Source organism: Dyella sp. 2RAB6, assembly GCF_052115385.1.
In the GTDB taxonomy this organism is placed as follows: domain Bacteria; phylum Pseudomonadota; class Gammaproteobacteria; order Xanthomonadales; family Rhodanobacteraceae; genus Dyella_D.
Genome location: NZ_JBFRGP010000007.1, coordinates 204786 through 219156, shown reverse-complemented (window position 1 = coordinate 219156; position 14371 = coordinate 204786). Strand labels below are relative to the sequence as shown.

At 66.9% G+C, this 14371-nt stretch carries 17 protein-coding genes; 9 read left to right on the top strand and 8 right to left on the bottom strand.

The genetic code is table 11. The features are described 5' to 3' along the window. Positions 1-61: 61 nt before the first annotated feature. A complete protein-coding gene (locus AB4083_RS13285) occupies positions 62-805 on the bottom strand; it encodes an N-acetylmuramoyl-L-alanine amidase (protein WP_441608407.1) in 744 nt (247 codons plus the stop codon). Positions 806-885: 80 nt separating this feature from the next. Further along, complete coding sequence (locus tag AB4083_RS13280; RefSeq protein WP_441608371.1) at positions 886-1806, bottom strand: NAD-dependent epimerase/dehydratase family protein; 921 nt, start codon at positions 1804-1806, stop codon at positions 886-888. 141 nt (positions 1807-1947) lie between these two features. On the opposite strand from AB4083_RS13280, the gene AB4083_RS13275 reads away from it, so the two are divergent. The 3 genes from AB4083_RS13275 to AB4083_RS13265 all read left to right on the top strand — a co-directional run bounded on the left by AB4083_RS13275 (position 1948) and on the right by AB4083_RS13265 (position 4502). Continuing rightward, positions 1948-2745, top strand: a complete 798-nt coding sequence (locus tag AB4083_RS13275; RefSeq protein WP_441608369.1) for a helix-turn-helix domain-containing protein — start codon at positions 1948-1950, stop codon at positions 2743-2745. 3 nt (positions 2746-2748) lie between these two features. After that, positions 2749-3207, top strand: coding sequence for a GNAT family N-acetyltransferase (locus AB4083_RS13270; RefSeq protein WP_441608367.1), 459 nt, complete (start codon positions 2749-2751; stop codon positions 3205-3207). Positions 3208-3290: 83 nt separating this feature from the next. Next, the gene (locus tag AB4083_RS13265; protein WP_441608365.1) at positions 3291-4502 is read left to right on the top strand and encodes a diguanylate cyclase; all 1212 of its coding nucleotides are present in this window, start codon (positions 3291-3293) and stop codon (positions 4500-4502) included. A 148-nt stretch (positions 4503-4650) separates the two neighbouring features. On the opposite strand, the gene AB4083_RS13260 is transcribed toward AB4083_RS13265, so the two are convergent. The 4 genes from AB4083_RS13260 to AB4083_RS13245 all read right to left on the bottom strand — a co-directional run bounded on the left by AB4083_RS13260 (position 4651) and on the right by AB4083_RS13245 (position 8922). Next, the gene (locus AB4083_RS13260; RefSeq protein WP_441608406.1) at positions 4651-7179 is read right to left on the bottom strand and encodes a glycoside hydrolase family 3 C-terminal domain-containing protein; all 2529 of its coding nucleotides are present in this window, start codon (positions 7177-7179) and stop codon (positions 4651-4653) included. Between the two features lie 263 nt (positions 7180-7442). Further along, positions 7443-7586: a hypothetical protein gene (locus tag AB4083_RS13255; protein WP_441608364.1), complete on the bottom strand. Its 144-nt coding sequence runs from the start codon at positions 7584-7586 to the stop codon at positions 7443-7445. Between the two features lie 59 nt (positions 7587-7645). Beyond that, positions 7646-7789, bottom strand: a complete 144-nt coding sequence (locus AB4083_RS13250) for a hypothetical protein (protein WP_441608362.1) — start codon at positions 7787-7789, stop codon at positions 7646-7648. A gap of 191 nt (positions 7790-7980) precedes the next feature. Beyond that, positions 7981-8922 carry an alpha/beta fold hydrolase gene (locus AB4083_RS13245; RefSeq protein ID WP_441608361.1) on the bottom strand — a complete coding sequence of 314 codons (942 nt, stop codon included), beginning with the start codon at positions 8920-8922 and terminating at the stop codon, positions 7981-7983. A gap of 120 nt (positions 8923-9042) precedes the next feature. Between AB4083_RS13245 and AB4083_RS13240 the strand changes: the two genes are divergently transcribed. Both AB4083_RS13240 and AB4083_RS13235 read left to right on the top strand, forming a co-directional pair. Continuing rightward, positions 9043-9903 carry a LysR substrate-binding domain-containing protein gene (locus AB4083_RS13240; RefSeq protein ID WP_441608359.1) on the top strand — a complete coding sequence of 287 codons (861 nt, stop codon included), beginning with the start codon at positions 9043-9045 and terminating at the stop codon, positions 9901-9903. Positions 9904-10140: 237 nt separating this feature from the next. Further along, positions 10141-11112 (top strand): MBL fold metallo-hydrolase, encoded by a 972-nt coding sequence (locus tag AB4083_RS13235; protein WP_441608357.1) that lies wholly within the window; start codon positions 10141-10143, stop codon positions 11110-11112. A 65-nt stretch (positions 11113-11177) separates the two neighbouring features. On the opposite strand, the gene AB4083_RS13230 is transcribed toward AB4083_RS13235, so the two are convergent. Together AB4083_RS13230 and AB4083_RS13225 are read right to left on the bottom strand one after the other, a co-directional pair. Next, positions 11178-11687 carry a hypothetical protein gene (locus tag AB4083_RS13230; RefSeq protein ID WP_441608355.1) on the bottom strand — a complete coding sequence of 170 codons (510 nt, stop codon included), beginning with the start codon at positions 11685-11687 and terminating at the stop codon, positions 11178-11180. 220 nt (positions 11688-11907) lie between these two features. Beyond that, positions 11908-12051, bottom strand: coding sequence for a hypothetical protein (locus AB4083_RS13225; RefSeq protein ID WP_441608354.1), 144 nt, complete (start codon positions 12049-12051; stop codon positions 11908-11910). A gap of 306 nt (positions 12052-12357) precedes the next feature. Between AB4083_RS13225 and AB4083_RS13220 the strand changes: the two genes are divergently transcribed. The 4 genes from AB4083_RS13220 (at position 12358) to AB4083_RS13205 (ending at position 14367) form a co-directional block, all read left to right on the top strand. After that, positions 12358-12681, top strand: a complete 324-nt coding sequence (locus AB4083_RS13220) for a hypothetical protein (RefSeq protein ID WP_441608352.1) — start codon at positions 12358-12360, stop codon at positions 12679-12681. 520 nt (positions 12682-13201) lie between these two features. Then, entirely contained in the window at positions 13202-13762 is a 561-nt protein-coding gene (locus tag AB4083_RS13215) for a hypothetical protein (protein ID WP_441608350.1), read from the top strand. Between the two features lie 9 nt (positions 13763-13771). After that, on the top strand, positions 13772-14029 hold the full coding sequence (locus tag AB4083_RS13210; protein WP_441608348.1) for a hypothetical protein: 258 nt from the start codon (positions 13772-13774) through the stop codon (positions 14027-14029). A 35-nt stretch (positions 14030-14064) separates the two neighbouring features. Next, the gene (locus AB4083_RS13205) at positions 14065-14367 is read left to right on the top strand and encodes a DUF6881 domain-containing protein (protein WP_441608347.1); all 303 of its coding nucleotides are present in this window, start codon (positions 14065-14067) and stop codon (positions 14365-14367) included. Positions 14368-14371 lie beyond the last annotated feature (4 nt).

Genomic DNA, 14371 nt, shown 5'->3' with positions numbered 1-14371 from the left:
CCAACGTTCACCACCTTCGTGCGCTACGCAATGTTGGGGTTCGCCTGCGGCTCACCCCAACCTACAGCGCGCCCAGCTGCTTCGACAGCGCGTACAGCACTCGCAGATCGTCGCCATCGAGCGTGTCGCCATCCATCCCGCGGAAATGGTGATGGAACGAACGCAGCGCCGCCGGCCGGTTGTCCAGCGCATAGCCGATCAAGCCCAGCGCCATCCACGGATCGAAGCCCTCCGGCGGATCCACCAGCGGCCCCTGCGGCCACAGCCCATAGCCCGCGGCGGCCAGGCGGTTCCACGGAAACAGCGGGCCGGGATCGTCCTTGCGCCCGGGCGCGAGGTCTTCATGGCCGATGATCTGCGTGCGCGGAATGCGCAGGCGCGTGGTGAGGTCCGCCAGCAGGCGCAGCAGGCTGTCGATCTGCGCCGGTGCGAATGGCGAGTGGCCGTCGTTGTCCAGCTCGATGCCGATCGAAGCCGAATTGAGGTCGGTGATGGTGCCCCAGCGCCCCGGCCCGGCGTGCCAGGCGCGCTGCTCGTCCGCCACCAGCTGGTAGATGCCGCCATCCGCCCCGATCAGATAATGCGCGCTCACCGGCCCGCCGCTGTTGGCGGTGCGCAGGGTGTCCAGGCTTTCGCGCACCGAGTGCTGGTCGGTGAAGTGCAGCACGATCACCACCGGCCGGCGAATATCGTGATTGGGCGAGGGCACCCAGGTCGCCAGCGGGTTGCGCGCCGGCAGCGGCGCGCAGGCGGCCAGCCAGGCCAGCGGGAGCACCAGCAGGCCGCGGCGTGTGGCGCGGAACAGGGAAGCGCAAGCGGAGCGGGACAAGGCGGTCACTCGCGGCAGGAAAACCGTTCGCAAGCTGCCGCAGCATCTCGATGGCGTCAAGCCGCGTCCGCGGTTGTGGTTGGCGCCAAGGTGTCGGCAAGCACCTGTTCGAGCGGGCTGGCGGCGATGCCCAGCATGGCGCGCGTCGCCTGCGCATCCAGGCGCAGGGGTTGCTCGTAGAGGTAAGCCATCTCGACCACTTCGGCCAGGATCGAGTCCGTTTCACCCAGCGTGCGCAACGCCGCCAGCGGCATGCGTTCCAGCACCGGCGCGGGCAGGCCGGCCGCGGCGGCGAAATGCTGCGAGAGTTCGCGTGCCGACAGATCGTGCGACGGTACATGCCAGGCGCGCCCCCAGGAGCGCTCGTCGCGCGCTGCCGCCACCAGTGTTGCCGCCACGTCACGGGTGAAGCTCCAGCTGTGCGGTGCATCCAGGTCGCCGGCATAGACGGCGCGTTCGCCGCGCAGCAAGGCGGGCAAGGTCATCAAGGTGTAAAGCGAGCTGGCGTGATGGCCAAGATAATCGCTGGCGCGCACTTCGGCGACGCGCACGCCGCTGGCCAGCGCGTCCTGCCACATCGCGGCGCGCACGCGGCCTTTCGCGGTGTGCGGGGCCATCGGCAGATCTTCGGTCAGCGGGCCAGCTGCCTCGCCATAGCCGTACGCGTTGCCGAGCATCACCAGCGCGGCGCCGGCCTGCCGTGCCGCGTGCAGCATGGCTGCCGCGATCGGCGGGAAGTCCTGCGGCCAGCGGTCGTAGCGTGGCATCGCGCAATTGAACAGAGTGGCATGGCCGGTGACGAGTCGGGCCAGCGCCTCGCCGTCGGTAGCGTCCAGCGCCACGCGGGCGATGTTCGGATGCAGCGGACCGTTACCGCGGCGAGTGGCCAGGGTGACGCTGTCGCCGGCTTCGGCCAGCAGCAGCGCCGTATGCGTGCCGGTAGGGCCGGCGCCGACGATCAGGTGGGAGCAGGGCATGAGTTGCGGTCTCGCATGGGCAGGAAGGAGCGCATTTTTAGAACCGGCGGCGGGCTGGCGTCGCGCACGTTCGGCGTCGCGTTTGCGCACGTTCGGCGCCGGCGCTGGCGGGACCCGCCGCGGCGGGCGTAGAGTCCGTCGATGTCCACCGAAACCGCTTCCTGGCCGTCTGCCGGCATCCGCGCCCTGCGCCGCGAAAACCCCGTCGGCCATGTGGAACTGGCCGCGATCGCCGAACACCGCGTCAGCTTCCACCTGAGCAGACACACCTGGACCGTATGCCGCGAAACCGGCCAGCGCTTTGCGCGCCAGCGCGGCGACATCGATCTGACCCCCGCGCGCAGCATCGGCGGCTTCGACGCGCATGCGCCCAGCAAGACGCTGGAAGTGCGCCTGCCCACCAGCTTCCTGCAACGCGTTGCCGAAGAGGTGCGCGAGTGCGGCGCGCGCGCCTCTCTGGCGACTCGCCACCTGTTGCGTGACGAAGGCCTGGGCGCCGTGTTGTGCGCGATGGATGCCGAAGTGCGTGCCGGCTTCCCCAGCGGCCGCCTCTACCTGGACAGCCTGGGCACCGCGCTGGCGGTGCGCCTGCTGGATGCGCATGCCGTGCCATCCGTGGCGCCCGCCGCATTGTCCGCGGCGCAGGTGCGGCGGGTGGCGGATTTCGTCGAGGCGCACCTGGATGGCGAGCTTTCGCTGGACCGGCTCGCCGAGGTGGCCGGCGTCAGCCGCTCCTATCTGCAGCGCGCGTTCAAGGCGCGCCACGGCGTGTCGCTGCATCGCTACGTGGTACAGCGGCGGGTGGAGCGGGCGCGCGAGCTGTTGTGCGCCGCCTCGTTGCCGGCCAGCGAAGTCGCCTTGCTGGCCGGCTTCGCCCACCAGAGCCATATGGCGCGCTGGATGCGCCGGCTGCTCGGCGTGACGCCGCGGCAGCTCTGAGCCATGGACATCCGCCTCGATCGCCAGCTTACCGACCCCCGCATCATCGACCTGCTGCAGGAACACCTGCGCGACATGGCGCGCCACTCGCCGCCGGAAAGCATCCACGCCCTGGACCTGGCCGGCCTGCGCCGGCCGGAACTGAGCTTCTGGACCGTCTGGGACGGCGGCGAACTGCTGGGCTGCGGCGCGCTCAAGCAACTGGATGCGGGCCACGGCGAGATCAAATCCATGCGCACTGCCAACGCGCAGCGCCGCCGCGGCGTGGCGGCGGCCATGCTGCGTCATCTGCTGGACGAGGCGGCCGCACGCTCCTATCGCCGGCTCAGCCTGGAAACCGGCTCGATGGCGGCGTTCGAACCGGCGCGCCGGCTCTACGCCAGCTTCGGCTTCGCCCGTTGCGGGCCGTTCGCCGACTACGTCGACGACCCCAACAGCGTGTTCATGACCCGCTTGCTGTAAGCCTGCACACGCGCCATCCCTCAGCTGGGCAATAATGCGGCTGTCTGCACTTTCGGGGGCGCCGCTACGGCGCGGGGGCGGCGATGCATCTGGACCTTCTTACGCTCGGCGTCATCGGACTCGCCGTCGGGGCGACCATTTCCCTCAGCTTCACCCTGCTGGGCCTGGTGCTGCGCGGGCTGCCCGCATTGCCGATCTGGGCGGCGGCGTTCTGGATCATCACCCTGGCCGGCCTGGCGCAGGGCCTGGACGAACGCGAGACCTTCCTCTCCGCCATCGTCGGCAACGTGCTGATCGCCATCGCCAACGCGGCGATGCTGATGGGCATCGCCGTGCACGTGCGCTATCCGCTGCGCTGGCGCTGGCCCTTGCTGTTGTCGGGCGCCTTCCTCGCCATGCAGGTGGCGTTCCTGCTGATGCCGCCGGGCCAGCGCGTCGAAGCGCTGGCGTTCGGCGCCAGGAGCGTGGTGTGGGATGCGTGGATGATCTGGGTGTTGCTGCGCCGTTCGCCGCGCGACCTGCGCGTGAGCTGCGTGTTCACCGCGCTGGTGTTCGCGGCGGATGCGGTGTTCTACGCCATGCGCTCGATCGTGATGGTGGCGCCGACCACCACCTCGCAGGTGTTGCTGGCCACCCAACTGGTCACCGCCAACTATCTGTTTGCGATCTTCTGCACCTTCCTGGTCAGCACCGGCTTCACCCTGATGCTGGCCGAACGGCTCACCCTGGACCTGCGCAGCATGGCGCGCACCGACGGCCTCACCGGCTTGCGCAACCGCAACGCGGTGATCGAAGACGGCCGCGCGGCGGTCGAGGCCTGCCGCGCGCAGGGGCGCACCTCATCGGTGCTGCTGCTGGACCTGGACCGCTTCAAGGCCGTCAACGACAGCTGGGGCCATGCTGCCGGCGACGACGTGCTGCGCCATTTCGTAAAGATCGTGCACGCGGTGCAACTGCCCGAGGGTGCCTTGCTGGGGCGCTATGGCGGCGAGGAGTTCCTGCTGGTGCTGCCGGGCATCGACGCCGCGCAGGCGATCGTCGCGGCGGAGGACGTGCGTTCGCGCGTGGCCGCCTTGCCAGCGGTGCATGGCGAACTGCGGATTCCCGTCACCACCAGCGTGGGCGTGGCCGGGGGCACCGGCATGGACTTCAACGGCTTGATCACCGCCGCCGACACGGCGCTGTATCGCGCCAAGCACCGCGGCCGCAACCGCGTGGAATGGGCCGGCTTCCGTCCAGCGGAAACGGCAGACGTAGTGTCGGCGCCGCCGCTAGGCTCATTACCTGCCAGGTAGTCGTCCCGGCGCCGTTCTGCTGGAATCGATGTCACGGCGTAGGTTGGGGTGAGCGCCAGCGAACCCCAACGATGCATCAAGGTGCGAGGCCTGTTGGGGTTCGCTGGCGCTCACCCCAACCTACGCCGGTGTGGCGGAATACGGGAGGTCAGCGCGGCAAGGCTCGCGTTCCTTCGATCACGAACGCCGTGCCTGCATTGTCGGCAGGCTGCCGCCCGCCCACGAACAAGGTGTACTTGCCAGGAACCACCTTCCGCTCGCCCAGCGCATCCACCGTGCTCAACTGCCGCGGATCGATCTCGAAATGCACCAGCTTCGACTCGCTCGCCTTGAACGCCACACGCTGGAAGCCCACCAGGCTATGCCGCGGCGCGCCCGGCGCCGGCGAACTCAGATACACCTGCACCACTTCATCGCCATCCCGTTCGCCGGCATTACGCACCTGCACGTCGACACCTAGCTTGTCACCCGCCTTGAGCTTCCCGGCCGGCAACTTCGGTGCTTCATAAGCAAACCGCGTGTAACTCAAGCCATCGCCGAATGCGAACAGCGGCGTGCCACGGAAATAGCGATACGTCCTCCCCTCCATCCGGTAATCGTCGAACTTCGGCAGATCGTCGGCGGAGGCATAAAAGGTGACCGGCAACCGCCCCGCCGGGTTGTAGCTGCCCGCCAGCACGTCGGCAATCGCCGTGCCGCCTTCCTCGCCGGGATACCACGCCACCACGATGGCATCGGCATGCTGCTTCGCCCAGTTCAGCGCCACCGCGCTGCCGCTGGTCAGGACGACGACGAGCGGCTTGCCGCTGGCGGCGGCCGTTTCCAGCAGCTTCTGCTGCGTGGCGGGCAGCGATAGATCGGTGCGGTCGCCACCGGCGAAACCAGGCACGCTGACCTGCAGCTCCTCGCCTTCGACATCCGGCGACAGGCCGACCACCGCCACCACCGCATCGGCCTTGGCGATCGCTTCCTTCGCTTCGCGCAACTGGGCTTCCGCCGGTGCGCTCCACTGCAGGCGGATGCCCTGGTCCTCGCCGGTATGGCGAAGCTCCAGCCTCAGCGGGCGTGGGCGCGTGTCGGCGAAATGCAGCGGCACGTTGAGGTCGTAGTCCTTGCCGTGATCGTCCAGCACCAGCTTGCCGTCCACGTACAGGCGCACCGGGTCGTGGCCCTTGCAGTCGAAGCAGCGGTCGATATGCAGGTTGAGGTTGTAGTCGCCCGCGCCGGGCGGCAGCAGGTCGCCGCTCCAGCGGACGGCGTAGCGGTTGGCGTCGAGCGATGCCGCCGGCGCCACTTCGTCCCAGTCGAAATCGATGCGGCGGTCGGTGCGCACCAGCGCAGGCTTGCCGGCGAATTCGGTGCTGTCGAAGTACTCGCCGCGCAAACCGGGAGCCGCATCCTTGCCGCCCGTGCGCAACGCAGTGGATGGCACCGGGACCGAGACACCCTGCGCCAACGTCGCGCCCTGGGCGTAGCTCACCTGTGTTTCGCCGAAGCGCTTGAGCAGGCCAGCGAGCGGCGTCACCGGATCGACTGCCGTGCCGTGGTAGTTCGCTTCCAGGATATTGAGCGCATCCGCATTCGGCCCGATCACCGCGATGCGCGCAGCGCTCTTGAGCGGCAGCACGCCGCGCTCGTTCTTCAGCAGTACGATCGATTCGCGCGCAGCCCGCAGCGCCAGTGCGCGATGGGCCGGCGAGTTGATGTCCTGCGCTCCCAGCTTGGCGTATGGCCCGCCGGCAGCATCGAGCATGCCCATCCGAAAGCGCGCAGCGAACAGGCGGCGCGCGGCCTGGTCGAGCGTGGCTTCGCTCACCTGGCCCTTGCGCACGGCTTCACCGAGTGCGGCATAGGCGATACCGCAATCGAGGTCCGTACCGGCCGCCACCGCCTCCGCGGAGGAGCCGGCATTGTCCGGCTTGTAGTGATGGAACTGGGTCATGTCGTCCACCGCATCGCAGTCGGAGACGACATAACCGGCGAAACGCCAATCGCGGCGCAGGCGCTCCTGCAGCAGCAACGGCGAGGCACATGCCGGCGTGCCCTCCAGCGCGTTGTAGGCGCACATCACCGAGGCAGCCTGTCCCTCCATCACCGCCATGCGGAACGCAGGCAGGTAGGTGTCTTCCAGGTCATGCGGCGGGGTGCGCGAATCGAAACCGTGCCGGCCTTTCTCCGGCCCGCTGTGTACGGCGAAATGCTTGGGCGTGGCGGTGGCTTTCAACTGCGCGGGATCGTCCCCCTGGATGCCGCGCACGAACTGGGTGGCCAGCGTGCCGGTCAGGAAAGGATCCTCGCCGTAGGTCTCCTGGCCGCGTCCCCAGCGCGGGTCGCGAAAGATATTGATATTCGGCGACCAGATGCTCAGCCCGTGATAACGCGGATGATCGCCGCGGCCCGCGAGGTTGTACTTCGCGCGCGCCTCGGTCGACACCACATCGCCCACCTTATGCAGCAGCGGCGCATTCCAGCTCGCCGCCAGGCCGATCGCCTGCGGGAACACCGTGGCGTAACCGGCCCGCGCCGTGCCGTGCAAACCCTCGCTCCACCAGTCGTAGGCCGGCACGTCCAGGCGCGCGATGGCCGGCGCCGAACTCTGCAACTGGGCGATTTTCTCCGCCAGCGTCATGCGCGCGACCAGCTCGGCGGCGCGGCGGTCGGCCTGGGCGGCATCCATGGCGGCGGCGTGGCCGGCGAGCGCCAGGCCCAGTGCGAGCACGGCCAGATGCCGAGGGAAACGAAGGCGGGAACGATACGACGGCTGCACGGGCTCTCCTCGCTGGGCAGGGGAGCGCCGAGTCTGCCATGGCTATTTTTTTGGACGGGGCAATGACGTCTTCGGCCAGCCATCCATCAGCGCGGCTGGCGAGCGGGAAGCCCCCGCTCGGATGCCTGGCGGCGCGGCAGGGTTCGAGCGCGCCGCCGTCTTGCCGTACCGGCTCAGCGGCCGGTGGAAACCGCGGCGCTGCTGGCCACCGATTCCGGCGCCGAGACATGGGTGGTCAGCATGCTGCCCATGACCAGGGCGCAGAGCAGCAGACCGGCGGCGAAGAAACCATGCAGCATGATGTTTTCGAATTTCATGACCGTTCTCCTTGGCGCAACGTGCGGTTGAATGCGTTCGCGCCGTCTTGCGCGTCGGCTCAGCTATGGGCAGCAGCAACGGCGGTGGCGGCGATCGCCTGCGGGGCTGCGGCGTGGGTGGTCAGCATGCCGCCCAGGACCAGCGCGCAAACCAGCAGGCCAGCGGCGAAGAAGCCCTTCAGCATCACGGTCTCGATATTCATGACATCTCTCCTTGGTGGGTGATTGAGGTTTTCGAGATAGATATGGCAAGGGGCGTGCCAACCACGGCGATGGCTGGCAAGCCGCACGGTTGAGCCATTTCGTCGAAATGCCAAAACACCGCAGAGCTGTCCGCGGACAGGTGGACGACCGTGTCCGGACAGACGGTCGGACAGCGGACGCGAACGTTGGCCTAGCGCGTCGCCTGCGGTTGGCGCTGCAGGAAATCGCCGACCAGGCGGGCCACTTCATCCGGTGCATCCAGCGTGGCGAAGTGCGTGGAATCCAGGATATGCACCTGCGCTTGCGGCGCTTCGCGGCGGTAGGCCCAGGCGCCGGGCACGGTGAAGTACTGATCGCGCTTGCCCCACAGCACCAGCACCGGCACCTGCAAGCCGCGCAGCAGCGCCTGCCAGGCCGGATAGCGCTCGACATTGCTGCCGTAGTCGAACCACAGGTCGTTGCGCGCGTCGACCACGCCGGGGCGCTGGGTGGCGGCGCGCATCAGTGCCCAGGCGTCGGGGCCGGCATGGTCCTCGTCGTCCCAGCCGCGGGCACCGGGATAAGCAAGGCTGGCGGCGTAGGCGCTGCGGCGCCGGTCCAGTGCCGCATCGCGTGCGCGCCAATGGCGGTGCAGTTGGCCCTGCGGGTCCTGCGCGGCTGGAAACCCGTCGAGATGGATCACGCCGTTCTGCACCATCACCGCCGTGACCGCCGATGGATCGGCCGCGATCAGGCGGAAGCCGACCGGCACGCCGTAGTCCTGCATGTACAGGCTGTAGCGATGGATGCCGCGCGCGGCGAGGAAATGCGCCACCGTCTGCGCGAGGTGGTCGAAGGTGTAGCGGTAGTGCTGGTGGTCCGGCGCATCCGAATAGCCGAAGGAGGGATAGTCCATCGCGATCACATGCAGATGCCGGTCCGCCAACTGCTCCATCACGCGTGCGTACTGGATCGACGACAGCGGATAGCCATGCAGGAACACCACGGTGGGATCGGCCGGCGAACCGCCTTCGCGATAGAACAGTTGCAGGCCATCCACTGCCTGCCATCCTTCCTTCAAGGTGGCGGCGCCAGCCACGGGAGCGAGGCAGGCGAGTGCGAACAGCCACAGCAGGGATACGAGCGTCTTCATGGGTTCTCCGGCAAGATGAGGCGCCCCGTGCGGGGCGCGCCGAGTATTCGGCGCGGGAGCGGGGCGGTGAAGCGACGAATCTTCATCGCGCCATGAATGCCATTCACGCCACGGACCACGATGCGATACACGCTGCCGCCGATGCATACGCTGCGCGCCTTCGAGGCGTCGGCTCGCCTGCGCAACTTCACCCTGGCCGGCGAGGAGCTGCATCTGACCGCCAGCGCGGTGAGCCATCAGATCCGTGCGCTGGAGGCGTTCTATGGCACGGCGCTGTTCCGCCGGCAGCGTCACGAAGTTGTATTGACGGCATCCGGCGAGCGCCTGCTGGAGGCCACGCAGCCCTTCCTGGCACAGCTTTCCGCGCTGGGCGAGGCGCTGCGCGTGCGCGATGCGCAACGGCTTTCCCTGACCGCGCCGCCATCGCTGGTGAGCCGCTGGCTGATGCCGCGCCTGGGCGCCTTCCTCGCCGCGCACCCGCAAGTGGACTTCAAGCTGCACGCCACCACCGCCTTGCTCGACCTGGATGCGGAGCAGGCGGACCTGGCCATCCGCTATGGCGATGGCCGCTGGCCTGGGTTGCATGCGCAGAAGCTGTTCGGGGAGTCGGTCTTTCCGGTGGCCGCGCCCGTTTATGCGCGCAAGCACAAGCTGGTTGGCGAAACATTTGAAGGCGCCACGCTGCTGCGTGACGACTTCCAGTCCTGGGACCGCTGGCTCGGCGCGGCGGCGCCGGCACCGGCACCGGCCGGGCCGGTGTACAGCGATTCCGCCTTGCTGCTGCAGGCGGCCGAGGCGGGGCATGGCGTGGCACTGGGGCGCAGCGTGCTGGTCGCCGACGCCATCGCCTCCGGCGCGCTGGTGCGCCTGGGTGAGCGAGCCATCGATGCGCCGGGTGCGTATTACCTGGTCAGCGCACGCGACGCCACGGATGCCCCGGCGGTAGCCGCGTTCCGCCAATGGCTCGAAGCACTGGCGTAGGTTGGGGTGAGCCAAAGGCGAACCCCAACAGACTCGTGCCGTGCCGCAACGTTGGGGTTCGCTGCGCTCACCCCAACCTACGCCGCAAGAACCGGCGAACGCCGTGCTCCCACGCACAGGTTGCGCGGATACGCCCGGCAGGGAGTTGAAGCGCACGCAATCATGCCCATGTGGCATCCACCGGCTCGCGGCCACCAGCCGCCACCGGCTTCACCCCCTCACGATCAGGAACGAACGATGAGCATCAGTTCCACTTTCGCCCGCACTGCCCTGTCCGCTGCCATCCTGCTCGGCGGCACACTCGCCCTGGCGCCCGCGCATGCCGCCGCGCCGCTGGCCAAGACCAGTGCGCCGGGCTACTACCGCATGATGCTGGGCGACTTCGAGGTGACGGCGCTGTCCGACGGCACGCACACCCTGGACAGCGACCAGCTGCTCGACCAGACCAAGGCGGCGACCATCCAGCAAGCGCTGAAGGCGGCGGACCAGACGCATGCCTACGAATGGAGTTTCAACGGCTATCTGGTCAACACCGGCAGCAAGCTGGTGCTGATCGACACCGGTGCCGGCGCTTTCATGGGCAGCGACCTGGGCAAGCTGGTCGAGCGCATCAAGGCCGCCGGCTACACGCCCGAGCAGATCGACGAGATCTACATCACCCACATGCACCTGGACCACGTGGGCGGCCTGGTCGCCAACGGCAAGGCGGTGTTCCCGAACGCCACGGTGCGCGCGGGCAAGGCCGATGCGGATTTCTGGCTGAGCAAGGCGCAGGAAGACAAGGCGCCGGCCGATGCGCGCGAAGCCTTCGACCATGCGCAGACGGCACTGAACCCGTACGTGAAGGCTGGCCATTTCAAGCCGATCGCCGCCGACGCCGAATTGGTGCCGGGCATCCGTTCGGTCAGCCTCAGCGGCCATACCCCGGGTCACACCGGCTACGTGGTCGAGAGCAAGGGCCAGAAGCTGCTGGTGTGGGGCGACACGCTGCACGTGCAGGCGGTGCAGTTCGCGCATCCGGATGTGTCGATCAAGTTCGACAGCGACATCGGCGTGGCCGAGAAGTCGCGCGAGCGCATCCTGGCGGATGTGGCGAAGGGCGGTTACCTGGTGGCCGGTGCGCATATCGCGTTCCCGGGCATCGGGCACGTGGTGGCGGATGGCAAGGCTTACCGGTGGCTGCCGGTGAGTTACGCCGAAATCCATTGAGGTAGCGGCACGGCCTGTGCCGTCGAGGGCCGCGCGCGAGCGCGGCCCTCTTGCGTTTCAGCGGCTCACACTTCGGTACGCGATGTGGCCTGGCTGTAGTAGCTGCGTGCGTTCTTGCCCAGCACCAGGCGCCACACATAGGCGAGCAAGGCGACGATCATGAAGCCCCGGCCGAAGCGCGCGCCCGCTTCCTCGGCGGCGCCGTGGATCGGAAACATGGGATGCGGGTTCGGATAGATGACGGCCATCGCCGCCAGCAACAGCAGAAAAGCGGCGAACGCTATCGTGATCACATGCCCCCAGGAGGGACGGCGGAATCCGGCATACAAGGTGAGCGCGGTCAGCAGCAAGATCCCCGCCGCACGGACGAGATGCCACAGATAGCTGAGCAGCGATATCTCTCCGCGCTCTAGAAACTGCCAGGCCTGGATCGCGTTGAACATGCCAACGATGGCGGTAAGCAGGATCAACGCACTCAGGATGATCGTCAGGATGACGATCGGCGGTTTACGTGGCATGGGAACCCCCCGGTTCTGGTGAGCGACATCCTCATCGAAGGGCTCGACTACGGTCAAGCAGGATCGTGGTGAAACATCCTGCGCCGGTAGGGGCCGTGATTTCGGAGGCTCTCGGGGCGTAAAGGAGCGTGTTACGCGTGCTTCTTTCGCTTCACTGCCGAATGCTGACCAGGCTCGTCATCGCCGGCACATCGCCGACCGATACCGGCGCGCGGACCCTGGCAAGGAACGGCGCGCCGGCGAGGTGGGTGGTCAGTCGCATGCAGGTGTTTCCGTATCAGCGGTGGGCAGCGACAGCGGCGTTGCTGGCAACCGATTCCGGCGCCGACGCATGCGTGGTCAGCATGCCGCCCAGGACCAGGGCGCAAACCAGCAGACCGGCGGCGAAGAAGCCTTTCAGCAGCATGGTCTCGACTTTCATGACATCTCTCCTTGGTGGGTGACTGAGGCTTTCGAGGTAGATATGGCAAGGGGCGTGCCAACCGATGGGATGGCTCGCAACCCGCGCGGTTGAGCCATTTCTCGAAACTGTCATCGCATCGGGCGCCTGTCCGCGGACAGGTGGACAGGCTTGTCCGAACAAACCGGCGGACAACCCGTGCAGGCCTGATCGCCAACCGCCATGGCGCCGCGGATAGTGGGTTCCCGGTCACGCGGCCGGTCGATACGCCTCGGTAAAATCGCCCGGCCACAACCCCCGGCCACCGCTGAAAAGGAGTTTCACGGTATGCGCATCGAAACCGTCGATGAGCTCAAGGATCACCTCAAGATCCTGTTCGACGACCCCGCCCTGAAGTTCGACGACGACCTCGGCTACGGCGTCACCTTCGACGTGCCCGGCAAGGCCCGCAGCGTGATGCAGTCGCTGCAGGAGCGCACCGATGCCGCACGCTGGGATGGCGACGCCGGCAACTGGTTCTACAAGTGCGATGACGAGAACTGGCTGCTTTATCTGCGCTCGATTCCGCATGCGGTGGTTTGCATCGCGTCGGTGAGGTCGCTGCATCGGCGGCATCTGGAGCAATATAGGGACGCCGAGCCGCAGGTCTGAAGGTTCGGGCCAGACGGGGAGGGCGAGATGCTTGGATGGAAGGGCCTTGGCATCGTGAGTGCGGTAATGCTCGCGGGTTGCGCGGCGATGGGCTCTTCTCCAAGACCCGTGGGAAGGCTCAGTGTCGAGGCGCTTGAGCAATGCTTGCGTTCGGGTGGGCAGCCGACCGAAATCGGGATAGGCCATGAAGGTTGCGTTCGGCCCGCGACGGACGGCGGAACACTTTGCACGGACAACAGCCAATGCCAAGGCAGGTGCGACGCGCCATTTCGCACTCCCAAGGACACTCCGGCGAGCGGCACCTGTTCGGCCACCGTGGGTATGCTTGGTTGCGTGAATGTGGTCTTGGACGGTAACGCTAGTGGCGAGTACTGTTTCGACTAGCGACTACTCCGTCCCCCTCGTGCTCCTTTACGGCAACTGGATCGACTCATCGAAGTCAGGCACGCTAGTGCAAGGGGCCGGCCCTCGCAGCGCTTGGCAGGCATGCCGGATACAGGGGTACGACCAGGGGAAAGGCATGTTCAAGAAGGGACTTTGGGTCTTCTGCTGCTTGCTGGCCGCACAGATCGCTGTGGCTGATCAAACGCCAAAGGACGCGGCGGCAAGGAAGCGTATGTGCGAGCAGACCGTCTGCCAGCACAACCTGCATGTCGTGCTGAAGCAGAAAGACGTTGGTACCTACGATCACACGTTCGACGTCTTCCCCGGAACCGTGCAGCCCTTCGGTATTTTCGTGGTGGCCGGGCAGACGATTTATGTGGAAGCCGATGAGTCCGGCGACGAGCTGGCCAACCTGCGCGCCGTGCCGTCGATAAGCCATCCTGAGAAAACGCTGGTCATCAATCTTAAGCAGACGCCTGATGGCGGGATGGTACTGACCACGCATAATCCCTTCAAACGTGGCCTCAAGTTCAAGATGGGCATGATGCCGCTGGAGAAGTCCCAACTCTTCAAGACATCCAGTTGCCCCGTTCTGGGCGGCAAGCTGACGTTCGAGCAGTGGCCTTATCCTTTGCTCCAGGTCGTGCTGGGGCAGGCGAAATTCATCGGGGCGGATGCCCCGGGCCTGTGCGACTGAGGGGAAGTCATGGCCATACCGAAAGTCTGGAATCTCAGTCCAAGGGTGCGGCTTGGCATCACGCTTTTCGTTATTGCGTATCTGGCGGTGACCCATCCGTGGACGCTGGGCGAACCCTCAATGGCGCGTGGCCATTATCAGGTGGCGTTGGCATTTCTGATGATGGCCGTGTTTCCGCGCGGGACGAAGTTGTACGTAGCGCTTGGCGTTACGCTCGGCGCGATCCTGCTATGCGGTATCGCCATCAATGCGATGTCATTGGCGTAAAGCCGGGGGCGCCGGCCAGTGCGGAGGTGAAGCCTGTGGAGTACATCAGAGTCTTATCGAAGGGTGTGGGACTCGGCTATCCCATCGAGATCCTGCTGGAAGTCGGCCAGGATGGTTACACGCGCCGCAAGCTGGAGCGTTTTGCGGATGGCCGCGTGGCGCTGGCCAGTGCGAGGTTTGCGGAGGGCGATACGCGGCTGGATGAAAAACCTGCGCCTTCGCTGGAGGAAATAGATGCCGATCCGGAATTCGTCGCGCAGCGGATGACCAGGGTTGAGTTTGAGCGTGCGTGGAACGATGGGTTCCTGACGCAGCCGGCGAGGCCTGGTCATGGATAACGAA